25 protein-coding genes are annotated in these 23,916 nt (G+C 58.7%); 14 read left to right on the top strand and 11 right to left on the bottom strand.

Annotated elements, in window-relative coordinates; translation table 11 throughout:
* Positions 1 to 2: 2 nt before the first annotated feature.
* From Q2T52_RS07450 to Q2T52_RS07440, 3 genes are all read right to left on the bottom strand, one after another.
* Positions 3 to 965, bottom strand: coding sequence for a 2-hydroxyacid dehydrogenase (locus Q2T52_RS07450; RefSeq protein ID WP_302076087.1), 963 nt, complete (start codon positions 963 to 965; stop codon positions 3 to 5).
* 18 nt (positions 966 to 983) lie between these two features.
* Positions 984 to 2,006: a LacI family DNA-binding transcriptional regulator gene (locus Q2T52_RS07445; protein WP_302076086.1), complete on the bottom strand. Its 1,023-nt coding sequence runs from the start codon at positions 2,004 to 2,006 to the stop codon at positions 984 to 986.
* Positions 2,007 to 2,108: 102 nt separating this feature from the next.
* Complete coding sequence (locus tag Q2T52_RS07440) at positions 2,109 to 2,609, bottom strand: MarR family winged helix-turn-helix transcriptional regulator (protein ID WP_302076085.1); 501 nt, start codon at positions 2,607 to 2,609, stop codon at positions 2,109 to 2,111.
* A gap of 83 nt (positions 2,610 to 2,692) precedes the next feature.
* Here Q2T52_RS07440 and Q2T52_RS07435 point away from each other — a divergent pair, with 83 nt between their 5' ends.
* From Q2T52_RS07435 to Q2T52_RS07420, 4 genes are all read left to right on the top strand, one after another.
* Positions 2,693 to 3,484 (top strand): creatininase family protein, encoded by a 792-nt coding sequence (locus Q2T52_RS07435; RefSeq protein WP_302076084.1) that lies wholly within the window; start codon positions 2,693 to 2,695, stop codon positions 3,482 to 3,484.
* Positions 3,485 to 3,588: 104 nt separating this feature from the next.
* The gene (locus Q2T52_RS07430; RefSeq protein WP_302076083.1) at positions 3,589 to 4,701 is read left to right on the top strand and encodes a CobW family GTP-binding protein; all 1,113 of its coding nucleotides are present in this window, start codon (positions 3,589 to 3,591) and stop codon (positions 4,699 to 4,701) included.
* A 20-nt stretch (positions 4,702 to 4,721) separates the two neighbouring features.
* Positions 4,722 to 5,708, top strand: coding sequence for a WD40 repeat domain-containing protein (locus Q2T52_RS07425; protein ID WP_302076082.1), 987 nt, complete (start codon positions 4,722 to 4,724; stop codon positions 5,706 to 5,708).
* Between the two features lie 286 nt (positions 5,709 to 5,994).
* A complete protein-coding gene (locus tag Q2T52_RS07420) occupies positions 5,995 to 7,818 on the top strand; it encodes a methyl-accepting chemotaxis protein (protein ID WP_302076081.1) in 1,824 nt (607 codons plus the stop codon).
* Between the two features lie 27 nt (positions 7,819 to 7,845).
* Here Q2T52_RS07420 and Q2T52_RS07415 read toward each other — a convergent pair whose 3' ends face one another.
* The 4 genes from Q2T52_RS07415 to odc2 form a co-directional block, all read right to left on the bottom strand.
* Positions 7,846 to 8,532: an SDR family oxidoreductase gene (locus Q2T52_RS07415; protein WP_302076080.1), complete on the bottom strand. Its 687-nt coding sequence runs from the start codon at positions 8,530 to 8,532 to the stop codon at positions 7,846 to 7,848.
* A 218-nt stretch (positions 8,533 to 8,750) separates the two neighbouring features.
* The gene (locus Q2T52_RS07410; RefSeq protein ID WP_302076079.1) at positions 8,751 to 9,443 is read right to left on the bottom strand and encodes an OmpW/AlkL family protein; all 693 of its coding nucleotides are present in this window, start codon (positions 9,441 to 9,443) and stop codon (positions 8,751 to 8,753) included.
* 266 nt (positions 9,444 to 9,709) lie between these two features.
* On the bottom strand, positions 9,710 to 10,300 hold the full coding sequence (locus Q2T52_RS07405) for a GNAT family N-acetyltransferase (protein WP_302076078.1): 591 nt from the start codon (positions 10,298 to 10,300) through the stop codon (positions 9,710 to 9,712).
* Between the two features lie 85 nt (positions 10,301 to 10,385).
* Positions 10,386 to 11,519 carry an ornithine/lysine decarboxylase gene (gene odc2, locus Q2T52_RS07400; RefSeq protein WP_302076077.1) on the bottom strand — a complete coding sequence of 378 codons (1,134 nt, stop codon included), beginning with the start codon at positions 11,517 to 11,519 and terminating at the stop codon, positions 10,386 to 10,388.
* Positions 11,520 to 12,042: 523 nt separating this feature from the next.
* Here odc2 and Q2T52_RS07395 point away from each other — a divergent pair.
* The 3 genes from Q2T52_RS07395 (at position 12,043) to Q2T52_RS07385 (ending at position 14,682) form a co-directional block, all read left to right on the top strand.
* The gene (locus Q2T52_RS07395) at positions 12,043 to 12,933 is read left to right on the top strand and encodes a LysR family transcriptional regulator (protein WP_302076076.1); all 891 of its coding nucleotides are present in this window, start codon (positions 12,043 to 12,045) and stop codon (positions 12,931 to 12,933) included.
* Positions 12,934 to 13,000: 67 nt separating this feature from the next.
* Positions 13,001 to 13,642 (top strand): DUF1007 family protein, encoded by a 642-nt coding sequence (locus Q2T52_RS07390; RefSeq protein WP_302076075.1) that lies wholly within the window; start codon positions 13,001 to 13,003, stop codon positions 13,640 to 13,642.
* A complete protein-coding gene (locus tag Q2T52_RS07385; RefSeq protein ID WP_302076074.1) occupies positions 13,636 to 14,682 on the top strand; it encodes a nickel/cobalt transporter in 1,047 nt (348 codons plus the stop codon). The genes Q2T52_RS07390 and Q2T52_RS07385 overlap by 7 nt, the downstream gene beginning before the upstream one ends.
* On the opposite strand, the gene Q2T52_RS07380 is transcribed toward Q2T52_RS07385, so the two are convergent.
* The 4 genes from Q2T52_RS07380 to Q2T52_RS07365 all read right to left on the bottom strand — a co-directional run bounded on the left by Q2T52_RS07380 (position 14,683) and on the right by Q2T52_RS07365 (position 17,063).
* Positions 14,683 to 14,859 carry a hypothetical protein gene (locus Q2T52_RS07380; RefSeq protein WP_302076073.1) on the bottom strand — a complete coding sequence of 59 codons (177 nt, stop codon included), beginning with the start codon at positions 14,857 to 14,859 and terminating at the stop codon, positions 14,683 to 14,685.
* A gap of 54 nt (positions 14,860 to 14,913) precedes the next feature.
* Positions 14,914 to 15,606: a GNAT family N-acetyltransferase gene (locus tag Q2T52_RS07375; RefSeq protein ID WP_302076072.1), complete on the bottom strand. Its 693-nt coding sequence runs from the start codon at positions 15,604 to 15,606 to the stop codon at positions 14,914 to 14,916.
* A 57-nt stretch (positions 15,607 to 15,663) separates the two neighbouring features.
* Positions 15,664 to 16,362: a tellurite resistance TerB family protein gene (locus Q2T52_RS07370; RefSeq protein WP_302076071.1), complete on the bottom strand. Its 699-nt coding sequence runs from the start codon at positions 16,360 to 16,362 to the stop codon at positions 15,664 to 15,666.
* 62 nt (positions 16,363 to 16,424) lie between these two features.
* On the bottom strand, positions 16,425 to 17,063 hold the full coding sequence (locus Q2T52_RS07365; protein WP_302076070.1) for a 2-dehydro-3-deoxy-phosphogluconate aldolase: 639 nt from the start codon (positions 17,061 to 17,063) through the stop codon (positions 16,425 to 16,427).
* Positions 17,064 to 17,220: 157 nt separating this feature from the next.
* Here Q2T52_RS07365 and Q2T52_RS07360 point away from each other — a divergent pair, with 157 nt between their 5' ends.
* The 7 genes from Q2T52_RS07360 to trhO all read left to right on the top strand — a co-directional run bounded on the left by Q2T52_RS07360 (position 17,221) and on the right by trhO (position 23,650).
* Entirely contained in the window at positions 17,221 to 17,718 is a 498-nt protein-coding gene (locus tag Q2T52_RS07360; RefSeq protein WP_302076069.1) for a CYTH domain-containing protein, read from the top strand.
* Complete coding sequence (locus tag Q2T52_RS07355) at positions 17,693 to 18,604, top strand: CHAD domain-containing protein (protein ID WP_302076068.1); 912 nt, start codon at positions 17,693 to 17,695, stop codon at positions 18,602 to 18,604. The genes Q2T52_RS07360 and Q2T52_RS07355 overlap by 26 nt, the downstream gene beginning before the upstream one ends.
* The gene (locus tag Q2T52_RS07350; RefSeq protein ID WP_302076067.1) at positions 18,601 to 19,299 is read left to right on the top strand and encodes a helix-turn-helix transcriptional regulator; all 699 of its coding nucleotides are present in this window, start codon (positions 18,601 to 18,603) and stop codon (positions 19,297 to 19,299) included. The genes Q2T52_RS07355 and Q2T52_RS07350 overlap by 4 nt, the downstream gene beginning before the upstream one ends.
* A gap of 63 nt (positions 19,300 to 19,362) precedes the next feature.
* Positions 19,363 to 19,743, top strand: coding sequence for a VOC family protein (locus Q2T52_RS07345; protein WP_436799506.1), 381 nt, complete (start codon positions 19,363 to 19,365; stop codon positions 19,741 to 19,743).
* Between the two features lie 139 nt (positions 19,744 to 19,882).
* Positions 19,883 to 20,752, top strand: a complete 870-nt coding sequence (locus Q2T52_RS07340; RefSeq protein ID WP_302076066.1) for a type 2 periplasmic-binding domain-containing protein — start codon at positions 19,883 to 19,885, stop codon at positions 20,750 to 20,752.
* Between the two features lie 56 nt (positions 20,753 to 20,808).
* Positions 20,809 to 22,548 (top strand): methyl-accepting chemotaxis protein, encoded by a 1,740-nt coding sequence (locus Q2T52_RS07335; RefSeq protein WP_302076065.1) that lies wholly within the window; start codon positions 20,809 to 20,811, stop codon positions 22,546 to 22,548.
* 160 nt (positions 22,549 to 22,708) lie between these two features.
* On the top strand, positions 22,709 to 23,650 hold the full coding sequence (gene trhO, locus Q2T52_RS07330; protein ID WP_302076700.1) for an oxygen-dependent tRNA uridine(34) hydroxylase TrhO: 942 nt from the start codon (positions 22,709 to 22,711) through the stop codon (positions 23,648 to 23,650).
* Positions 23,651 to 23,916 lie beyond the last annotated feature (266 nt).

Raw genomic sequence — 23,916 nt, 5'->3', positions numbered from 1 at the left:
GTTTAACGCTTGACCGGTGTTTCCGGCACCGGCGTCAGCACCTTCTTCTCGCTGAACCACGCAATCAGGTTGTCGACGACCAGATCGGCCATGTCGTTGCGCGTCGGCACCGAGGCAGATGCGACATGCGGCAGCACGGAAACGTTCGGCAGGGTGAGCAATCCTGCCGGCACCCTTGGCTCGTCATAGAAGACATCCAAGCCGGCGGCCGCGATCTTGTCCGCCTTCAGAGCCGCGATCAGCGCATCCTCGTCCACGCTCCAGCCACGACCGACATTGATGAAGACGCCATTGGGGCCTAACGCTTCCAGCACCTCGGCGTTGATGATCTTGTGCGTTTCCGGCGTCCCCGGAATGATCGAAATCAGCGTATCGACAGCCGCGGCCAGTTCCTTGACCGAGCCATAGTAATCATAGGAGACAACATCCCGCTTGCTGCGCGTATGGTAGCTGATCTTGACCTTGAAGGGCTCCAGCCGCTTGGCGATCTCCATCCCGATGCGGCCCAGCCCCACCAGACCCACATGCCGGTTCTTGAGCGACAGCGGTGACAGCGGGAACGGACCTTCCTTTTCCCACCGGCCTTCCCGCAAATATTGTTCGGCCACCGGCAGGCGCCGCACGGTGTTGATCAAGAGGCCAATCGTCGTATCGGCCACTTCGTCATTCAGCACATCCGGCGTGTTGGTCACGAGGATGCCCTTCGTCCCGGCATGCTTGCTATCGACACCATCATAGCCGACACCAAAGTTGGACACGATTTCCAGCTGCGGAAACAGGTCCATCCAGGTAGCGCTCATGGAGTTGGCCGTCGCAGCTCCACGAACTCGACCACGAACCTCCTCTGGCAAACTCGGGATCTCGGCAGCCGAGGCTTCGATCACGTCAAACGCGTCTTTCAATCGCGCCAACGCACGAGGATGCATGCGACCCGGAACGAGCACGGCAACTTTTGTATCGGTCATGGGAAATCTTCCTGATGTTCAGGCGCGGGGATGATAAGGGCCGGTGGACTGGCGGATGCGCATTTCCGGCTTGATGAGATGAATGCCGTCGGGCTCGTGGCTGCCGGCAAGACGGTCGAGAAGTGCACGGGCGGCGAGCCGCCCCACTTCCGTCTGGCCGTTCCAGACGGTGGTCAGAGCAGGCGTCGCAATCGATGCCTCTTCCAGATCGTCATAGCCGGTCACCGAAATATCACGCCCAGGCTGAAGGCCGGCACGGGCAATGCCGTTCATCAGGCCGATGGCGACTAGATCGTTCCAGCAGACGGCCGCCGTCGGCTTCTGCGGCAGCGAAAGGAAATTGACAGCTGCTTCGAAACCGCCCTGCTTGGAGCGCGGACCCGGAATGCGGAGATTCGGATCGACCTCGATGCCCGCCTTGCGCAGTGCGTTGACATAGCCCTGATAACGGTCACGGCCGGTCGAGGTTTGGTCGGTACCGCCGATCATAGCAATCGTGCGATGCCCCAGCCCGATCAGATGATTGGTGGCCAGCGAAATGCCGTAGCTATCGTCACCGCGATAGGTGGGCAGGTCCATCCCCTCCATGGAGCGAGCCACGAGAATGGCGGGCATGCCGTTCGCTTCTGCCAGCTTCAGGTCTTCCTCGGGCGTACCGATGGCCGGCGACATGATGACGCCGTCTCCGCCCAGTTGCAGGAGTGTCTCGATGAATGTGCGCTGCTTCTCCACCGAGTCGTAATGGTTGGACAGAATGAAGGTGTGGCGGCTGCGGTCGAGTTCGCTTTCGATGGCCTTTAAAATTTCGCCATAGAACGGGTTCATGATGTCATGAACGACCACGCCGATAATGCCCGAGCGGGACGTGCGCAGGCTGGCCGCTCGGCGATTGTAGATATAGCCCAGGGCGCGGGCCTGTTCCTTGATCTTTTCGCGGGTATCGACGGCCACAAGTGGACTATCGCGAAGTGCAAGCGATATCGTCGCTGTCGAAAGCCCGAGGCTTTCAGCGATGGTGGAAAGTTTGACCTTCTGGACCACAGATCCTCCCGAGGTGGTTCAGGGCGGCTCACGCCGTTCTTAAAATATTTAAACAGTTTAAACGCCGCACTTTGCGTCTGGTCAAGTACCAAAACAGGGCTTTCACTCTTCATCCTCATCCATCACAGGCACGCCGTGAAGGTTGCCTTCCATCACCCGCAGAAGCTTCAACAGCGTGCGGGTCTCCTTCTGGGAAAAGCCACTCGTGGCCAAGGCGCCGCACTCTTCGATCGAGCGCCCGATCTTCTCGACGGTGAGGCGGCCGCTGGCCGTGAGATAGACTTTGGTCAGGCGGCCATCCTGCCCGTCCGGCCTTCGCTCGACAAAGCCTTGTGCCTCCATGCGGCCAATGGTGCGGGTCATGGTCGGTGCCTTGACACCAAGACGCTGCGCCAATTGACCAGGCGTCTGTCCATCCTGTTCGGCCAGTTGCAGCACGACGCCATCCTGCCCGGCATAAAGCCCGGCCTCGGAGAGGCTGCGGGAAAGGACAGTCCGCAATGACCGCGCCGTCTGTGTGATGGCGGATGCAAGTTCGGCGGCAGCAATTGGCTCCTTGGCTTTGCCGGCCTTGTTCTTCTTGTCGCCCTTCTTCTTGCTCATTCCCCTGCCCGCTGTTTGCTCCGGTCGTCGCAATCGCTATATGTGGTACAACATGCATAGCGAAAGCAGGACCTTACCGCCAGATGCCTTTACCCCGGCCTCGCTTTGAAGATAACGATCCGACCCTTTCTCCTGCCGACCGGTCTGACTGGATTGCCGTCTTGCCGCTTGGCGCCCATGAGCAGCACGGGCCGCATCTACCCTTCGAGACGGACAGCCTCATTGCGGCAGGTATCGTGGAACGCGTCATTGCGGCGCTGCCGCCAGAACTGCCGGCAACCTTTCTTCCCGTGGAGCGGATCGGCTATTCCGTCGAGCACATGGATGTGGCGGGCACCCGCACCCTCACCTTTTCGCAGGCCCTGCACCGCTGGCTTGCTATTGCCGAAGGCCTGCATGAAAAAGGCATCCGCAAGTTCGTGATGCTGAACGCCCATGGCGGAAATTCACCCCTCCTGACCATTGTCGCGACAGAGGCCCGGGTTCGCTTCAACATGCTGGCTGTCGCCACCAGCTGGACCCGCTTTGGCCAACCGGAGGGATGGATCTCACCGGAGGAAAAGGCGATCGACATCCACGGCGGGGACATCGAAACCTCCGTCATGCTGGCGCTCTATCCTGACAAGGTTGACATGACCAGGGCGGCCGCGTTTTCATCCCGCCAGTCCGACTTCATCCGCGATTATCGCCATCTGCGCGCCTATGGCCCGCACGCCTTTGGTTGGAAGATGAGTGATCTCAACCCTGTTGGCGTCGCCGGAAATGCCACTGCCGCGACAGCGCAAAGGGGTGAAGTTCTCGTTAGCCACGCCGTTCGCGGCATACTGGAGCTGTTGGAGGATGTTCACCGCTTCGATCCGGGCACCTTGACGTGATCTTATAACATTAAAAAGCCTTTGAACTCGCAAAGCGCTCACCTTATATGGACGGCAATACCTGTCGCTCCATTCGGTGAGCGAAGTTTTTCCCGGAGGTTCCCATGGCCGATACCGTGACCCAGAAGCCCGTTCCCGTAACCGTTCTCACCGGTTACCTCGGCGCCGGCAAGACAACGCTTCTCAACCGCATCCTGTCCGAAAGCCACGGCAAGAAATACGCCGTCATCGTCAACGAGTTCGGCGAAATCGGCATCGACAACGATCTCATTGTCGAGTCGGATGAAGAGATCTACGAGATGAACAATGGCTGCGTCTGCTGCACGGTGCGCGGCGACCTGATCCGCGTCGTGGAAGGCCTGATGCGCCGCCCCGGCCGTTTCGACGGCATCATCGTGGAAACCACCGGCCTTGCCGATCCGGTTCCTGTTGCCCAGACCTTCTTCATGGATGACGATGTGCGCTCCAAGACCGAGCTCGATGCCGTCGTGGCGCTGGTGGACGCCAAGCATCTGCCGCTGCGTCTGAAGGACAGTCGCGAGGCGGAAGACCAGATCGCCTTCGCCGATGTCGTCGTCATCAACAAGACCGACCTTGTTTCGCCGGAAGAGCTGGCCGTGATCGAGGAAGTCGTGCACGCCATCAACCCCACCGCCCGCGTCTACAAGACCACCCGTTCCGGCGTCGATCTGGCCCGCGTGCTCGATCAGGGTTCGTTCAACCTGGAACGCGCGCTGGAAAACGATCCGCATTTCCTGGAGCATGGTCACGAGGATCATGTCTGCGGTCCGGATTGCGATCATCATCACCATGATCACGATCATCACCACCATCATGACCATGATCACGGGCATGATCACCATCACCACCATGATCATGACCATCATCATCACGCAGCTCCGTCAGCCATCCATGACGTGACGGTGAAGTCTATTTCGCTGCGTGGTGGCGAAATGAACCCGGAACGCTTCTTCCCCTGGATCCAGAAGATCACCCAGACGGATGGCCCGAATATCCTGCGGCTGAAAGGCATTATCGCCTTCAAGGATGATCCGCAGCGTTATGTCGTTCAAGGCGTACACATGATCATCGAGGGTGATCACCAGCGGGATTGGAAGGCGGATGAAAAGCGCGAATCGCGCCTCGTCTTCATTGGTCGCGACCTCGATCGGGAGAAGATCGAGAAGAGCTTCCTCGCCTGCCAGGCCACCGCATAATATTCGGGAAAGAAGAGACGATGCCAACCGTTGCACCTTTCGACATCGAAGGGCATGTGCTCGCCGCGCACTTCATCAATGACGTGCCTTTTTTCGCGACGGCGACCGGTGAGATCCGCCGCCTCGACAATGGCGAGCAGGTAACCGAGGCACATAACGGACTTCTGACGTGCATTCGCGACCCGTTCAGCAACAGCCTTCTGACGGGTGGCGAAGATGGCAAGGTCTGCCGTATCCAGCCAGATGGCAGTGTCACTGTCGTTGCCGAGGTTCCGCGCAAATGGATCTCGGTCGTCGCGGGCGGGCCACAGGGCGCCGTCGCCTTCAGCTATGGCAAGAGCAGCATCGTCAAACTGGCGGATGGCACGGAAAAGGAATTTGCCGAGGAACGCACCGTCGAAGGTCTCGCTTTCGCGGCTAAGGGTCTGCGCATTGCAGCTGCCCGCTACAACGGTGTTTCGCTGCATTGGGTGACGACCACAGCACCGCCAGTGGATCTGGACTGGAAAGGTGCCCACACAGGCGTGACCTTCTCACCAGATGGCCGTTTCCTCGTCACCACCATGCAGGAAAACGCGCTGCATGGCTGGAAATTGGACGGCAAGGCCGGCGAAGCGCGCCACATGCGCATGACCGGCTACCCCGCCAAGGTCAAGTCGCTTTCCTGGTCGGCGAAAGGTAAGTGGCTGGCATCATCAGGTGCACCTGCCGCGATCGTCTGGCCCTTTGCTGGCAAGGATGGCCCCATGGGCAAGGCGCCGCTGGAACTTGGTACTCGTGCCAACATTCTCGCCACATGCGTGTCCTTCCATCCCGTCGACGATGTTCTTGCGATCGGTTTCATTGATGGAATGATTCTTGCGGTTCGTGTTGCCGATGGTAAGGAGGCGCTTTTGCGCCGTCCTGGGAAAGGTGCAATCACAGCGCTGAGCTGGAGCAATTCCGGCAAGCTTCTGGCCTTTGGGTCTGAAGCTGGCGATTGCGGGATTGTCGACATTGCATCCTGAATCCCTAATATTCTGATGCAATTGCATTTCCCGTGAAAAGCGCTCCTCATGCAAGCGCATGACCAACGATTGCAGTTACGGAAAATTTAGTTAAAAATTCAAGTGACGATTAACGAGCTGGTAGTATTTGGCGTCTTAATTTCTGTGATACCGAACGAAGGAATAGAGACCTTCGTGTGTAAATTTGTGTCTCATTGCGTCGATATTGGCTTACTAACCGCCGGCTGACACCCGTTGGCACGATTTACTGTGCCTATTGGACGCGCAGCCAAGAGGATGAACGGGCATGCGTCTTACACTCTCAAAGGTTGTCACAGCGGCTGGGTTAGCCTTGGCTGCCGGCATCGTCATCGTCTCTCTTGTGGGTGGAAAGACGCTCCAAACGCTGAAGATCAACGGCCCGATTTACAGGCAGATCGTGGATAGCAAGGATCTGGTCGCCGATATCCTGCCACCACCGCTTTACCTGATTGAGACCTATGCCCTTTTGAATGAGGCAGTTACGCAGCCGGAAACGGCGGAAGGCAACATGGCGCGCCTCGCTGTACTGAAAAAGCAGTATGAAGAGCGCCGCGATTACTGGAAAACATCCACCCTTCCCGACAATCTGCGCACCCAGCTTTACAACGCCGTGATTGCAAAGGGTGATCTGGTCTGGCAGGCGATCGAAAGGGAATATGTGCCCGCGTTGAAGGGCGGAAACCAGCAGGCCATAGACACTGCGCTTGATACGATCAAGGTCCGCTTCCACGACCACGAAAAGGCCGTGAACGATCTGGTCGATATGGCTAATGTCTACGGTCAGCAGATGGAAAGCTTCTCCGCTGCGCAGACCGCAAGCGGCGAGTTTCTATCGCTTGCGCTTGCGGTGGTCTTGGTCGCAACCGCTCTGGGAACTGTCTTCTTTATTCGTCGCAGGGCTCTCAATCCGCTTGGAAATATTACCGAATTCATGGTCCAAATGGCGCAGGGCGATTTTTCGAAGGCGGCCCCCTTCCTCAATCGCAGTGACGAAATCGGCCGCATCGCGCAGGCCGTCGAAGTGTTTCGTGCCGCGGGACTCGAGAATCAGCGCCTGCAACTAGATGCTGAAGCCGCACGCGCAGAGGCAGACGCAGAGCGCAACCGGCGTGAACGGAACAGAACTATAGAGGCGGAAGCTTTGCGCGGCGTCGTCGAGGCCCTGGGGTCTGGTCTGCGCCGGTTGGCAGAGTGCAATATCAGCGCAACGCTGAACACGCCATTTGACGACCGCTTCGAAACCCTGCGTCAGGATTTCAATTCCTCGATCGCAACCTTCCAACAAACTCTGCATCAGGTGCTGAACGAAACACAGCATCTGGTGGAGAATAGTCAGGAAATCCATCAGGCCTCATACAACCTTGCTGTTCGCACCGAGCAACAAGCAGCGGCCATTGAGGAAACCTCGGCGGCGTTGGAACAGGTCACCTCCACCGTCCGGAACTCATCGGAAAAGGCTCACGCTACGCGCCAACTGGTGCGTGAGGCGCGAGAATGTGCTGTGGCGTCTGGCGAAGTGGTCCGCAATGCCGTGCTCGCCATGGACCGCATCGAAGGCGCTTCCGGCGAGATCGGCAAGATCATTACGGTTATCGATGACATCGCCTTTCAGACGAACCTGCTGGCGCTCAACGCCGGCGTTGAAGCAGCCCGTGCAGGCGAAGCAGGCAAAGGCTTTGCCGTGGTAGCGCAGGAAGTGCGCGAACTCGCTCAGCGTTCCGCCAACGCCGCCCGGGAGATCGATGCTCTGATCCAGCGCACCAGCGCCGAGGTATCCTCCGGCGTTACGCTTGTCGATAGGACGGGTCAGGCACTGAGCCAGATCGGCAGCTTCGTGGAACGCATCGATGTGAATATTGATGCTGTCGCAACGGCCTCTCGTGAGCAGGCTTCGGGACTGGACGAAATCTCGAATGCGATTCAGAGTTTCGAGAAGATGACCCAACAGAATGCGGCAATGGTGGAGGAGACCTCTGCGATCAGCCAGACATTGGCGGAAGGTGCGCAAAACCTGCGCGGCCTTGTGAACCGCTTCCAATTCAATAGTCAGACGCAGGTCAGCAGACGCGGGACATCACGGGCCGCCTGACCCTACCTAATCTTAGCAAAGCGGTTATCACGCGTAGATCATCTTGCGCGTCATGCCGCCGTCCAGCGTCAAAACCTGACCGGTCATGAAACCGGCCTGTGCGAGATAAACAACCGCCTCGGCAATATCCTCAGGCATACCAACCCGGCCAGCCGGATGCTGGGCATGATCTTCAGGCCTTAGATCCTCGCCATCAGATATCCAACCGGGTGCAATGGCATTGACGCGGATCTTGGGGCCCAGGCTGACGGCAAGTGCATGGGTCAGCGCCACAAGCCCACCCTTGGAGGCCGCGTAAGCTTCTGTTTGCGGCTCAGACATAAAGGCGCGCGTGGAGGCCATGTTGATGATGCTGGCACCCTGACCCATCAAAGGCACGGCGGAGCGTGTCATCAGAAAGGCAGAGGTGAGATGGCTGTCCGTCACCCGCCGCCAGTCTGCAAGCGTCATCTTCTCGATCGGCCCGTTGTCGGGGCCAGCTTTTCCCGCATTGTTGACCAGCAGATCAAGAGAAGGCCAGGCCAGTTCCTCGAAGGCCTGCGCCACGGCCTCTTCAACGCCGACATCGCAGTGAATGGAAACAAGCCCCTTCTCCACAAGTCCGGTATCTGGCTGCTTCACATCGAAGGAGGCAACCTGCCAACCATGATCAAGAAGCGTCCGGCAAATTCCTGTGCCGATAAGGCCGGCACCGCCTGTAACGATTGCTTTCATACCTGCGGAAAATAGGCAGAAACGTCATCAAGTCCATCACCATATGGCAATCGGGCAATCGCGCATTATCCAAAGTGCAGACAGGCGCACAAACGGCAGCGGGGACCGGCACGTCAGCGCCGATCCCCGCTCCCTCCCATTCCCTGAAGAAACCTGCCACGGTGCCGGATGCCCCCATCCAGACGATCCTTCAGGAATTGGAGTCTCGTTGCTTCTAATTAGAAGCGATAGGTTACACCGGCGCCGATCAGCCAGGGATCGAGCTTGGCCTTGCCCGAGAGCGGGCCAAGCGTCTGGTGATCAGCCGACCAGTCGGTCTTCAGGAAGATCTTCTTGACATCGAAGTTCACACCCCAGTGCTCGTCGAGCATGTAGTCGAAGCCGACCTGCAGAGCCGCACCAACGTGGTTATCGACCTTGAGGTTACGAAAACCAGCCTTCTCCGATTCGTTGTAGAAGAAGGTGTAGTTCAAGCCCGCACCAACGTAAGGGCGGAATGCACCGAAATCTGTGAAGTGATATTGCAGCGTAACAGTGGGAGGCAGGATCCAGGTCTTGCCGACATTCACACCCGCAAGCGAACCGTCACCAGCAATCTTGGAGCTTGTCGTACCGAGGATCAGCTCGGCTGCCCAATTTTCCGTGAAGAAATAGCTGATATCCAGTTCGGGCGTGATTGAGTTGCTGTATTTGAGATCCGAACCAGCAACACCATTGACCGAACCGGAGTCGTTCGGGATCACGCCAAGCGCGCGAACGCGGATCTGCCAAGGGCTGAGCGAAGGGGCAGCTTCCGTCGCAACGGGAGCCGGAGCAGCAGCGGTTACATCGGCGGCGCAAGCCGCGCCGGCAGCCAGGATGCTTGTCGTTGCCAGAAGGCCGGCGACAATGGCGGGCGCAAACTTGATCATGTCATTCTCCTCGAAACGTCCATTCTGTGATGAAGAGAGGAGTAGCAGCGCGTGCATGCAGCTCGTTGATTTCGATCAATGCGATTTGACGTTTGCCAAGCTCAGAACCCGTCTCGCAACCGCTGTCCACAACTGTTGCAGGAATGCCTCAGCAGAATCGGTCGGCACAGCGATTTTGCAAGAAATAAAGGCCGGCGCTCCGCAGGGTTGGAGCACCGGCCTCTTCCTTCGCCTATGGACAGCGCGGACGCGCGCCGGAGATGGACTTATGCAGCCCGCTTCAGTGTCGGGCGCGACAGTTTCCGGCCGCTTGCCGCCAGCATCCCGGCGGCGGCTTCCAGCCAGCCGTCCTTCAGTTCAAGCGCGAGAAAGCGCTCACGGGCGAAGGGGCCCGGCATCATGAGGTGCCGGGTCTTGTCGGCAAAGAAGCCGAATCGCTCATAATACGGTGCATCACCCACGAGCAGGATCGCGCCATGACCACGGCGGGCCGCTTCGGTGATGGCGGCGCGCATCAGAGCCGAGCCGATGCCCTTGCCCTCATGGGCCGAGTCAACCGCCAGTGGGCCAAGCAGAAGTGCCTCGACTGGAACGCCATCGCGGCCAACGCCGGCCTCGACATTCCACAGGCGGACGGTGCCGATAACATGCCCCTTGGAATCGCGGGCGACCAAGGCCAGGCCCTGGGCCGGCAGACGACCGCGACGCAGTTTTTCGGAAGACTTCTTGCGGCGGTCGGCACCCATCTGGCGATCCAGCAGCGCTTCGCGGGCAACGACATCAGCCGGGTTTTCCTCGGCAACGGTAAAGGTATCAGGCGCAAACAATGCGCGCACAGTGTCAAGAACAGCGGCCATGGCGGCCTCCGAAGCTCAATACCGTTCAAACGGCTCGGATGAATAAGGGTGGGTGCGGCTCCGGTAAAAACCGGAGCCCGCGAAATCAGATCACATAGGCCTTCAGCGGATCGAAGCCATTGAACGCAACCGCCGAATACGTTGTGGTGTAGGCACCGGTACCTTCAATCAGAACCTCATCGCCCACTGTCAGCGTGATCGGCAGCGGATACATGTTCTTCTCGTACAGCACGTCGGCGGAATCGCAGGTCGGACCGGCGATCACGCAAGCTTCCATTTCGTCGGCGTCACGTTCGGTGCGGATCGGGTAGCGGATGGCTTCGTCCATGGTTTCGGCCAGACCGCCGAACTTGCCGATGTCGAGGAAGACCCAGCGATGTTCGTCATTGTCCGACTTCTTGGACACCAGAACCACTTCCGCCTTGATCACGCCCGCATTGCCGACCATGCCGCGACCCGGCTCGATGATCGTCTTCGGCAGGTTGTTACCGAAGTGCTTGCGCAGCGAGGCGAAGATGGCCTTGCCATAGGCTTCTGCCGAAGGCACGTCACGCAGGTACTTCGTCGGGAAGCCGCCGCCCATGTTGACCATCTGCAGGTAAATGCCCTGCTTGGCCAGCTGTGCGAAAACACGCTTGGCATCGCCAAGAGCTGCGTCCCACGCGTCGACCTTGGTCATCTGCGAGCCGACATGGAAGGAAACCCCGTAGGATTCCAGGCCAAGCTGGTGCGCATAGACCAGAACATCGACGGCCATCTGCGGCACGCAGCCGAACTTGCGCGACAGAGGCCACTCAGCGCCTTCGCCATCCGTGAGAACACGGCAGAACACGCGTGCGCCTGGGGCTGTACGGGCAACCTTTTCGACTTCCTCATGGCTGTCGACCGCGAAAAGGCCAACGCCAAGTTCGAAGGCGCGTGCGATATCGCGCTCCTTCTTGATCGTGTTGCCGAAGGAGATGCGCTCAGCGGACGCGCCAGCGGTCAATGCCATCTGGATTTCGGCAACCGATGCGCAGTCGAAGTTGGAGCCGAGAGAAGCGAGCAGCTTCAGGATCGCCGGTTCCGGGTTAGCCTTGACGGCGTAGTAGATCGCGCTGTCCGGCAGAGCATGACGGAACGCGTGGAAATTGTCGCGCACAACGTCAAGGTCCACGACGAGGCACGGGCCTTCCGGACGTTCGGTGCGAAGAAAGTCAAGGATACGAGCGGTCGTCATTGGTCTAATCCCTATTAAGCTTCTCCGGCGAGCCGAAGGACAAAGACGCGCAGACAGGTGAGCGAGGCCCGGCCGGTGGAAATCCCGGTGCTTCGTTCGCGCCTGATGCGCAGGGTTTGGGTCAACGCCCTGCCAAGAGCATTGATCCGGCTTTGTCTGCCATGGATTGGAGGGATTATCCCAACCGCACTTCCGGCAATGATGGTGTGCCTCTTCAGTATTGCAAGCTGATGGAAAGCCTGCAGAGACCAGAAAGGCCCGCACCGTCGTTGCTTCAAGATGTCCTCGCATTTTCCGGTTGGCCGGAATAGCGACTGGAGGGGTTAGTTCCAGGTACCTTACCGATGACCTCACCTAATCGAGGGTCGGCGGACACCCACAGGCACGTGCGACTTTGGGCAAGCCGGGAGATAAGATTTTCGCCCGTCATAATCAAGCACTTTTTTGAGCATCTGCCAAAAATTTGCGTTGCACAAAACATGGGGAACATTCACCTAGGAATCGCAACATAGAGAGGCCTGATGTGGATACTCTGACGCGCATGCGCGCCTTCATCGATGTGGTTGAAGCAGAAGGGTTTTCCGCCGCAGCACGGCGAACCGGACGCTCCAAGGCACTTCTATCGAAATATGTGCGCGAACTGGAGGATGATCTGGGCGCGCTTCTGCTCAATCGCACCACCCGCCAGTTCTCGCTCACGGAAGCCGGTCACACCTATTTTCGGACCGCCGCCGACATCCTCAAGGAGATCGATAACCTCGCCGATCTCGTGCGTGAGAACAATGCCGACCTCAAAGGTCGCCTACGGGTTTCCGTGCCGCGAACCTTCATCGACGCGGATGTGGGCCAGTCGCTTATCGACTTTGCCAAGCAGCACCCGGACGTATCACTGGATATCGTCGCCGAAGATCGATTCGTGGATCTCATTGAGGAAAGCTTCGATCTGGCGATCCGCATCACCAAGCTGGAGGATTCCGGCATGATCGCCCGCAAGCTCTGCGACTTCAGGGTTTATGCCTGCGCCACGCCAGACTATGTGGCAAAGCACGGTCCCCTGAACCATCCGCAAGACCTTGTGGGCAAGCCTGTCATCATCGACACCAATGTACGCTCGCACAACAATATCCGCTTTCAGGATCAGAGTGGCGGCCTGATCAGCGTCCCGGTGACGGGTCCGCTGGAAGTCAACACCCCGCAGGCAACGTTGCGGGCGGCGCGCGCCGGATTGGGACTTGCCATGGTCCCAGATTTCATAGCCCTCCCGCACATCCGGTCAGGGGAAATGGTTTCCCTATTTGAAGACTATATCGTGAAGGATCGCGGCATCTACGCAGTCTACCCGCATAGACGGTATCTGCCTGCAAAGGTGCGCGTATTTGTAGACTTCCTGTCAAGCTGGTTCAGGAAGGTGTGAAATGCGGAGCCGAAATTCCGTCCCATTTGCAGTCGACATCAACACAAAGGGCAATTGGAATCACGTCATGACAAAGCTTGGGTGGCTCGCAGCCACCGCTTTCGCATTGCTGCCTTGGCAGGCGTTCGCACATCCGCACATCTTCGTGGATGCGCGCTTGGAGGTATTGGCCGGCGCCGACGGCAACCTTGCGGAACTCCGCAATGTCTGGCGTTTCGACGAGGTCTTTTCCTCCAGCGTCCTGCTCGATTTCGACAAAAATGCAGACCTGAAGCTCGACGACAAGGAACTGGCCGAGCTGGGTGAGACGATGCGCAAGTCGCTCGCAGATTTTCACTACTTCACGACCATTACGGTCGATGGAAAGAACATCCCGGTGGCCAAACCTGATGTCATCCATGTGGTCTACAAGGATCAACAGATCCTGGCCTTCTTCGCGGTAAAACCAACGCAGCCGGTAAAGCTGAAAGGCCAGCTCTCCTTCGGTGTCTATGATCCCTCCATGTACACAGCCGTCGATTTTCCCAAGGACGAGGATCTTGTGACCGAAGGCAAGGCATTCGCCACGTGCAAGCGCAAGGTTGTGCGACCAAACCCGGATGAGGTGATTGCCCAGAACAAGGATTCGCTGACCGCAGCTTTCTTCAACGACCCGACGGGCACGGATATGACGAAGATGTTCGCAACCCGGCTTGAGGTGACATGCTGAACCGCCGAACCCTAGCCCTCACCTTGATCGCCCTCGCAGGGTTTGCCGCCATTGCCCATGCACAATCGCCGCTGGGCGTTGGCGCTGCCGAGCCCTCATTCGAAACGACCGGCTTCCTCGGTCCCTTCTTTGCCTGGATCAATGTCAACCAGCAGGCTTTCTATCGTTCGCTGACTAGTGCGTTGAAAGCCATGCGCACGGACCCGTGGGCCTTGAAGACGCTGATCAGCATTTCCTTCATCTATGGCGTATTTCATGCAGCGGGCCCTGGCCACGGCAAGGCGGTCATCTCGTCCTACATGATCGCCAATGAGACCGCCTTGAAGCGCGGCATCCTGATCTCGCTGATTTCGGCTTTGGTACAAGGGGCCATGGCGATTGCACTTGTGGCCGTCGCCTATCTGGCACTGCGTGGCACCGGCATCACGATGACGAAGGCGACCTGGGCCATGGAAGTGGCGAGCTTTGCCATGGTGGCCGTGTTCGGCGGCTGGCTGCTGGCCCGCAAGGTTTACGAGCTTTGGCCGCGGCGTTCCTCACTGCCCATCTTTGCAAATGCAGCACCGGGTGCGGGCCCGACAGGCCTCCGTTTCCAGGCGATCGAGGTGGATCATAACCACAATGATCTGGCTGCCGGCAGCTACTGCGCCGATTGCGGCGAGTTGCACATTCCGGATCCCGAGGCGCTGAAGGGCCGTGAGTTCGGCCTGCAGGAAGCCTGGTCCGCTATCATCGCAGTCGGCCTGCGCCCCTGCTCCGGCGCCATCCTAGTCATGAGCTTCTCGATCCTGAACGGACTCTATATCGGCGGAGCGCTCTCGGTTCTTGCCATGTCGCTGGGAACGGCGATCACGGTTTCGATCCTGGCGCTCGTAGCAGTGACTGCGAAGGACATTGCCGTTCGCCTTGCCGGACCCCGCTCGGTCGCCGCGCACCGTGTTTCAGCCGGGATCGAAATCCTCGGCGCGCTCTTCATCCTGCTGGTGGGGCTCGCCCTGCTCGGCGCATCCCTGCAGGGCATGAACCTGCAGGGTGGCTAATCACCTGCGTTTCTGGTAGCGAGCCCGCAGCCAGAACACCATAAAGAAAGCCAGCACCGCTAAAGCGCCGAAAGCGGCCGCCAGCCAGGGCGAGAACTTCGCCAGCCACAGCATGATGCCGGGCATGACGAAGAACAGCACCATGAAGCCGGCCATGATGATGGCTGCGGCAATCATAGGTGACTTGGACTTTCCGTTTCCGTCTGTGCTCAAAGCCCTTGGCCCTTACCCTTAACCCTGCCCTTGCAACTCGGCGCGAATGTCTTCCAACCGGCGCGTCTGCTGACCATGCACGTCGAAATTCTCTGGCGCCAGCCAAGCCTCGAATGCCTTTCCGATCACCGGCCATTCCGAATCAATCATCGAGAACCAGGCGGTGTCGCGATTGGCACCCTTGGAAATCATATGCTGGCGAAAGACGCCCTCGAAGGTGAAGCCGTAGCGTCTGGCCGTCACCTTGCTCGGCTCGTTCTCGTTATGGCATTTCCACTCATAGCGACGATAGCCAAGATCCTCGAAGACATGCCTCGCCATGAGGTAATGGGCTTCCGTCGAAAGCGGCGAGCGCTTCATGGCCGCGCCATGGGCGACGGAGCCCACTTCGATCACCCCATTGGCCGGGTCAGGCCGCATGTAGCTTGCCATGCCCACCACATCGCCATTGGACTTGTCACGAAAGACCAGCGTGATCAGGCTGCCGGATTGATTGGCGCCATCGAGCCAATCCGCGAATTCATCCGGCGTCTGGTAAATCTTGCCGGGAAAGTAACGGATGAGGTCATTGATGCCGTCCTTGCCGCCCAGCGCTTCCCAAAGGCTCAGAAGATGCACGGCCCGCTCGTAGGGCTCGGCAATCACATACTGTCCTTCCAACCGTACCGGCGCCGGTGGCGGACATCCCTTGAACGTTGCAAGATCGCGCATTGATAACTCCCCTGATATGAAGAGGATTAGGGGAGCGTACCGGCAAACGCAATGACCCTAAAGCGTGACTTTTGCTGATGCGACAGTTGCTTCAATGTGATCGATCAGTGCATCCGGTAGCCTCAGGCGACCGGCCAGAAGGTCGAGATAACCGCGTTCCGCGCGCGTATCCGGATCGATGGCCAAGCGCGAAGCGGTGTAGATTTCCACCCGCTGCTCCTCCGTCCTGCCAGCCGCCACGAGCGCATCGAGATCAATGGGATCGGCAAGTTCCTTTGCCAGGAAGGCTTCCGCCTCGGAGCCGAGATCCACGGCATGGACCTTTTCCATGATCCGCTGCCGCTCACTGGCGTCGATATGGCCATCCGCCTTGGCCGCGGCGATCATGGCGCGCAAAAGCGTCAAGGCGAAATCATTGCTGAGGCCCGCATTCTGGGGATTGAAGGGCGAATCGGCCGGCGGGTTGAGAGCCGATACATCCTGCGGCACGCCTTGCGGTGCCTGGCCGGACTGATAGTTCCGATAGGCGAGATAGCCAAGCCCGGCAATCGCGGCAACACCACCCAATGTCGCCACATTGCCCGCCAGCTTGCGGCCAGTCTTTGTGCCCAGGATGGCAGCCGCCAGCGCGCTGGTCTTCATGGGATTGCTGCGGGCGTAATCGGCGACCTGCCCTGCCCGATCCTTCATGGAGCCGGACAATCCGGGGATCTGCGAACCCAGGAACTGGTCAAGAAGCTTCTTGGCATCGAACATCAGTCATCTCTCCCTTGCGTTCAAAGGGAGAGATAGGAAGTTCCGCCGGGTTTACAAACCAATCAGCCCTTCAGGGCGAAGGCTTCCGATGCAAGCTTGGTGATGCCCGCCCAGTCACCCGCGGCCACCAGTTCCTTCGGGGCAACCCAGGAGCCACCGACGCAAACAACATTCGGAAGCGACAGGTAGTCCTTGGCGTTCCTGAGCGATATGCCGCCCGTCGGGCAGAACAGCGTGCCTGCCAGCGGCGAAGACAGAGCCTTCAAATAGGCCGCGCCGCCAGCCTGTTCGGCCGGGAAGAACTTCATGACGTCATAACCGTTTTCGCGCAGCGTCATCACTTCGCTGGCAGTCGCGGCACCCGGCAGCAACGGCACGGACGAATCCTTGGCGGCCGCCAGCACGCCATCGGTCACGCCGGGGCTGACGATGAAGGTGGAGCCTGCCTTGACGGCCGCATCGAAATCCCGCGCATTGAGGATGGTGCCGGCGCCGACATTGGCGCCTTCGACTTCATTGGCAACGGCGCGAACGGCATCAAGGGCTGCAGGCGTGCGCATGGTGATCTCGATCGCCCGCAGGCCGCCTGCGACAAGTGCGCGCGCCAGCGGCACGGCGGAAGCGGCATCTTCCACGATCAGAACCGGAACCACCGGCTGCAGCTTCAGGGTGGCAAGCAAGGCTTCTGTCTTCGCACTCATGATGAACCTCCCGTTTGACACGGTTTGAAACGATTAAATCCGTGGAGGGAAATAGCGCGGCAGACAATCGCTGTCGAGAAAAACCTTGATGAGAAGCTCTGGCGCCGATCAAACCATTGCAATAGGTTAGCGCTATCGATGAACTGAAGGACAGGCAATGCCGAAGGAAATCGAGCGAAAATTTCTCGTCCAGTCGCAGGATTGGCGCTCACAAGTCGCGTCCTCTTTCCAATTCGTTCAAGGCTATGTCGCGATCGGCGAGGATCGTTCGGTCAGGGTGCGGCTAATCGATGGCCAGTCTGCGCGTTTGACAATCAAGATCGGACGCAATCTTCTGGCTCGTGACGAATACGAATATGACATTCCAATCGAACATGGCGAGGATCTGATCCGCGCCGCGATCGGAAATGTCATCGAGAAGACCCGTTACCGCGTGCCGTATGAAGGCTTCACCTGGGAGGTGGATGTCTTCCAGGGCTTCTATCACGGCTTGGTCGTGGCCGAGGTAGAGCTGGAAAGCGAAGACCAATCACCGGCAATCCCACAGTGGATCGGCAAGGAAGTGACCGGCGACTGGCGCTATTCCAACATGGTCATGGCAACCCAGGATATGGGTAAGGAGCTTGGTCATGGCGTTTATCATCCACCCCTCTAAGCCGTTCACCGAGGAGTTCCGGCGCGTCGTCCGACAGCAGTTGAACCGGGCGATCGATGTGCTGACAGATCAGCCGGAGGGACCACATGAGGCCATCCATGCGGCCCGCAAGCGCTTCAAGCGCATTCGCGCCGTCTACCGCTTGATCGAGACGGAAGCGCGGCATGTTCGCCGCCGGGAAAATGCCCGTATCCGCGACATGGCCCGAACGCTGTCGGCCGTCAGGGATGCAACGGCGCTGATTGAAACCATCGACTATCTTTCACAACACGCCACGACAGCGGAGGAGCAGGATGCCCTCACCTTCACCGCGTCAGTTCTGACGGAGCGGCGAGAACGCATCGCCGCTGACGAAACCGACCTCCCGCAACGAATTCAGGATGCCGTGGAAACATGTCATGCGGCGGTGGATGCAACCGAACACATTTCCTTGCCGGACTCGCCCGCCAAGGCGGCGAAGACCATTGCCAAGGCCTGGGCCAAACAAGGCAAGCAAGCGAAAGAAGCTCTGGCAGCGTGCCTTGCGGAGGGCGATGCTGAAGCCTTTCACGACCTGCGCAAATGCGGCCAGGTCTACTGGATGCATCTGTCTCTGCTGCAGGAGGTCTGGCCTTCAGCCATGCTGGCCAAGCATGCCGATGCGAAACAACTGGTTGATCTTCTGGGCCATGAGCATGATCTGAGCGTCCTGACGCAGGTGGTTAACGAGAGCCCGGCCCTGTTTGGCGACAGCGACAAGCTGGCCTGCCTTCTCGGCATCATCATCACACGGCAGCAGGTTCTGCGTAGCGACGCGCTTGAACTTGCACCGCTGGTCTTCGCCGAGGACCCGAAGCAGGAGGCAAGCGCGATCCGCCTTCTATGGCAGAATCTGGCTAAGCGATGAGCCGCTCCGCCCGCCTTCTCGACCTTCTGCAGATATTGCGCCGCTATCGTCACCCGGTTGCCGGCACGGTTCTGGCCGAAGAACTGGGTATATCTTTGCGCACTCTCTACCGGGACATCGCAACTCTCCAGGCCCAGGGCGCAGAAATCGAAGGTGAGGCAGGCGTCGGCTATGTATTGACCCCCAGCTACATGCTGCCGCCGCTGATGTTCACCCATGGCGAAATCGAAGCGCTCATCCTCGGCTTCCGCTTCGTCTCCCAAAGAGCAGATCCGGAAATTGCCAGAGATGCCGTCAATGCGCTCGCCAAGATCGAGGCTGTCCTGCCGGCGGAACTGCGAAGCCAGTCTCCAACAGCCGCATTCCTGGCGGGCCCGAGTTCCGATTTGCCGCCACAGAAGGTGTCGATCGATTTTCTGCGCCAGGCGATGCGGCAGGAGCAGGCCATCCAGGTCGATTACCGGGATCTCTCGGACAAGCTCTCGCGCCGCATCATCTGGCCCTGCGCACTGACCTATTTCGATGAAACGCGGCTGCTGGTGGCATGGTGCACGCTGCGCCATAACTTTCGCCACTTCCGCACCGACCGCATCGAGGCCGCGGAACTCGTCGGTCAGCGTTACCCCAGACGCCGGGCCACGCTTGTCCGGCAATGGCAGCAGCAGCAGGGATTGTCCAGCACCGCCGTAAAATGATGCTGACAGTTTTTGGCACGAGGCCGCTGTAAGTCTCGCTCATCCCAACAACGGAGATGATCCATGAGCCAGACAATGACCCCCGCGATGACAATCCTCTACGTCGACAAGCCGGAAGACAGCGCGCGCTTCTATGAGAAACTGTTCAAGGTTTCGCCGGCGGAGGTGTCGCCCACCTTTGCGCTTTTCCCCCTGCCATCAGGTCTGGTTCTCGGCCTCTGGTCGCGCCACACGGTGGAGCCGGCCTCTGGCGGAACGGGCGGCGGCTGCGAACTCGCAATCCGCGCGGCCAGCGATGCCGAAGTTGATGCGGTCCATGAGGAATGGACGAAGCTCGGCGTACGCATCCTGCAAGCGCCGTGCGTAATGGATTTCGGACGAACCTTCACCGCTGTCGATGCCGACAACCACCGCATCCGGGTCTTCCATCCCGGCGAGGCATGAGATGCATCGGGAGTAGCGTGCAGGCAATGCGAAAGACCTGACAGTTATCGAAATACATTATCAGTTTTCGCATACGCGCTTCAACCTATGTTAACCCCCAAACAGCAAAGTCCCCTTGATTTCAGGAGGGGCTTTGGCTGTGTTTACACGTAGAGGCATTTGCGTGATCGGTCTTGCAGGGTGGTGCCTCACAGGCACTGCCTTTGCGCAGCAAAACATCGACATCTTCTACAATTCCGCCGGCGAAAAAGAAAAAACTCTTGGGTTTCAAGTTCTTAAACTTGCCATTGAAAAATCCGGCAAGCCCTATGCTTTGAAGCCATCACCCACCGGCTACAGCTCCAACGCCGGTATGGTTGATGCAATCGCCAATGGCGCGCAGATCGACATCGCCTGGGTTAATGCCGCAAAAGCCGTATCCGCAAAACTGCTTTCCGTTCCTTTCCCCATTGATCGTGGCCTTGGCGGTTATCGGCTCTTTTTGATCGATGGCGACCGCCAAAGCGAGTTCAGTAAGGTCAAGTCACTCGGAGACCTCAAGTCCTTCATCGGGCTCCAAGGCACGGGTTGGGCGGATGTGGACGTGCTTCGTAATTCCGGTTTGACGGTGCGCACCGGGCCGCAGAAGAACCTTTATCGTATGACCATCGGTCGTCGCGGCGATTATTTCGCCCGTGGCGTCAATGAGGCACTGACGGAGCAGGCCAAGATTGTCTCAGACGTGCCAGGTCTCGCGGTAGAGAAAACCCTCATCCTGCAATACCCCTCCGCCTCCATTTTCTACATATCGAAGAAGCGGCCGGAACTTCGCGACGATCTTATGCGGGGCCTGGAGGCGGCTTGGAAAGACGGTTCATACGAGAAGGTCTTTTCCGCCTTTCCCGACATCAAGCTCGCCTTCGACAAGGGCGATCTGAAGACACGCACCATCATCAAGATACCCAATCCCAATCTGCCGGACGACATTCTCGCGATGGATGCGAAATACTGGTTCGACCCGCAGAAATGAGTTGCGCTTGCCAGCGCCTTGTCAACGTAGCCAAACGGAAGCCCCAGGATAATAGCATGTTCAACAGCAAATCCATCCGCATGCAGGTCATGCTGCCATCACTGGCCCTGATCCTGATTGGCTCTGCCGCTCTCAGCCTTTATTCCGGCTGGTCGCAGGCCAATTCCGCACGGGCCATGTTTGACAACAAGGTAAAGCTGACGAGTTCCATGACGACCTCAGGCGCTTCAACCGCTCTGTGGCAGTTCGACAAGGGGCTTGCAAAGGATACCTTCGAGCCGGCTGCCACCGATACGGATTTCAAGGCGGCAGTGGTTGTTGACAACACCGGCAAGCCCTTCTTCTCATCGGGGGATGCGGGAACCGTCGCAGCCGCAGTTTCGGCAGTCGGCAAGACCCAGTCGGAAGACGAAAGCAATCAACTGCGCTTTTCAGTCGTGCCGCTGAAGCACACCGAAGAAAACAAGGAAATGACCATCGGCACGATGGTGCTTGCCTTCAACACGGCATCCATCATGCAGAATACGCGCAATTCGCTGACGGGCCTTGCCGGGATCGCAGGCCTGACGCTGCTTGCCTCGGCCATTGCGCTGGCCTTCCTGCTGAAGTCCATCACCCAGCCGCTGACGTCGCTTTCACGCGTGATGAACAAACTATCTACGGGCGCGCTGGACACACCCGTTCCGAACCAGAATCGCGCCGACGAAATCGGCGAAATGTCCCGAGCAGTACAATACTTCAAGGATAGCGTGGCCGAGACAGCGAGACTGCAGCATGATGCAAGCTCAAGCCGCGAGGCACTCGAATTGGAACGCCGCACGAAGGAAGAGGCTGACCACGTTCGCCTGGCGCACATGACCAAAGCAACCCACGCCCTTGCGGCAGGTCTGCGCGCATTGTCGCTGGGCGATATGACGGTTCAGATCGATCAACGCTTCGCCCCCGAATATGAAGAGCTTCGCGAAAACTTCAACAATGCAGTTCGCCAGTTGCGCCAAACGCTTTCTGTCGTCGTAACCGCGGCTATGAACATTGACTCCGGTACACAAAATATTGCCGATAACACCAATGATCTTTCACGCCGCACCGAGCAGCAAGCCGCCTCTCTGGAAGAAACCGCAGCCGCGCTGGACGAGATCACAGCCAATGTGACCTCTTCGCTGAAGCTGACGGAGGAAGCAAGGCGCGTCGCAACTGAAGCCAATGACAGCGCATCGCGCTCCGGCGCCGTCGTGTCCCAGGCCGTCGATGCCATGAGCCGCATCGAAAACTCTGCGACCCAGATTTCCAACATTATCGGTGTGATCGACGAGATCGCCTTCCAGACCAACCTGCTGGCCTTGAATGCCGGTGTGGAGGCTGCCCGTGCAGGTGAAGCGGGCAAGGGCTTTGCAGTCGTTGCCCAGGAAGTGCGCGAACTTGCTCAACGCTCGGCAAAGGCCGCCAAGGAAATCAAGGATCTCATTCAGAACTCCACCAACGAGGTCGAGGCTGGAGTGAAACTGGTATCCGAAACAGGTTCGGCTCTCGCAACGATCGGGAAGCTGATCGTTGCGATCAACGAGCATGTCAGCGCCATTGCCACCTCCGCAAGGGAACAGTCCACCGGACTTGGCGAAATCAACACCGCGGTCAATCAAATGGACCAAAGCACGCAGAAGAATGCGGCAATGGTCGAAGAAACCAGCGCATCCTCTGCGGCGCTGGCAACGGAAGCTGCGCGCCTGAGCGAATTGATGGTTCAGTTCACGCTCGACGGACAATCCAAATCGCAGCGTTTCTCCAACGCCGCCTGATCCTGCTTCCGCTCGCACTGTATCCCTCCGTTAGCGATGAACGGAGGGACTACATATGTGATGAGAAAGTAGCGGCCGCCTGGAATTGACCAAAGTCAAACCGGCACCCTTGCTACGGAAATCCGTTGCTTTACAGGCCGTTTGGCAGTATTTCGCGGCCATGATCGACATTTCCGAAAACGCTGCCGGCGCCAAGACCGGCTCCTCCCTCGTGGCTGCGCTCTATCACTTTGCGCGGTTTGAGCGTTATCAGTCCTTCCGCGAGCCGCTGCAGGCGTTGTGCGATGAAAACGGCGTCAAGGGAACCCTGCTTCTTGCCCGCGAAGGCATCAACGGCACGATCGCAGGGCCGGACGCAGGCATTGCCAATGTGCTTGCATTCCTGCGCGCCCAGCCGGAATTCGCTGCCCTTGAGCACAAGGAAAGCCGGGCGTCGAAAATGCCCTTCCTGCGCATGAAGGTGCGGCTGAAGAAGGAAATCGTCACCATGGGGGTCGAGGACATCGACCCAAACAGGATCGTCGGCACCTATGTGGACCCGAAGGACTGGAATGCGCTGATTTCCGATCCGGAAACGATCCTCATCGACACCCGCAATGATTACGAAACGGCGATCGGCATCTTCAAGGGTGCCGTCGACCCGAAGACCAAGACGTTCCGGGAGTTTCCGGAATGGGTGCGCAACAACGAAGGCCTGCACAACAAGCCCAAGATTGCCATGTACTGCACCGGCGGCATTCGCTGCGAGAAGGCAACCGCCTTCATGAAGGAACAGGGTTTTGATGAGGTCTATCACCTCAAGGGCGGCATCCTGAAATATCTGGAGGAAGTGCCGGAAGAGGAAAGCCTATGGGAGGGCGCATGCTTCGTCTTCGACGAGCGCGTGTCCGTAACGCACGGCCTGAAGGAAGGCGAGCACAAGCTTTGCCACGCCTGCCGCGAACCGCTGACGCCGGAAGACCGTGCGTCACCGCTGTTCGAGGAAGGGGTTTCCTGCCCTCACTGCCACGACCGCCGCACGGAGGAAGACCGCCTGCGTTACCGACAGCGGCAAAAGCAGATCGAACTCGCCAAGAAACGCGGCGAACGCCACCTCGGCTGAGGCAACCTAAAGCATTTCCGAAAAACTCCGGGTCAATTCTGTTTCTCGATTGGCGCCGAGCCACTCGACCGTATCAAGGGATATGCCCTTCGTGTCTCGGCTTGATCTCGCCACAAAATCGCTCCGTCAGAATGATCCCGAGTTTGCCGGAAATGCTTGTCTTATGATTTCCATGCTTCTTGGTGAGATAAGAAGCGCCGGAGAGGACGGCCATCCTCTTCCGGCGGTGGGGAACGGATCGTGAAACGCGAGGCCGCCATTCTTGC

Origin of the sequence: Rhizobium oryzicola (assembly GCF_030504645.1) — a bacterium.
Classification (GTDB): Bacteria; Pseudomonadota; Alphaproteobacteria; order Rhizobiales; family Rhizobiaceae; genus Neorhizobium; species Neorhizobium oryzicola.
The sequence above is the reverse complement of the archived record's forward strand: the minus strand, read 5'-3'. Positions and strand labels throughout refer to the sequence as shown.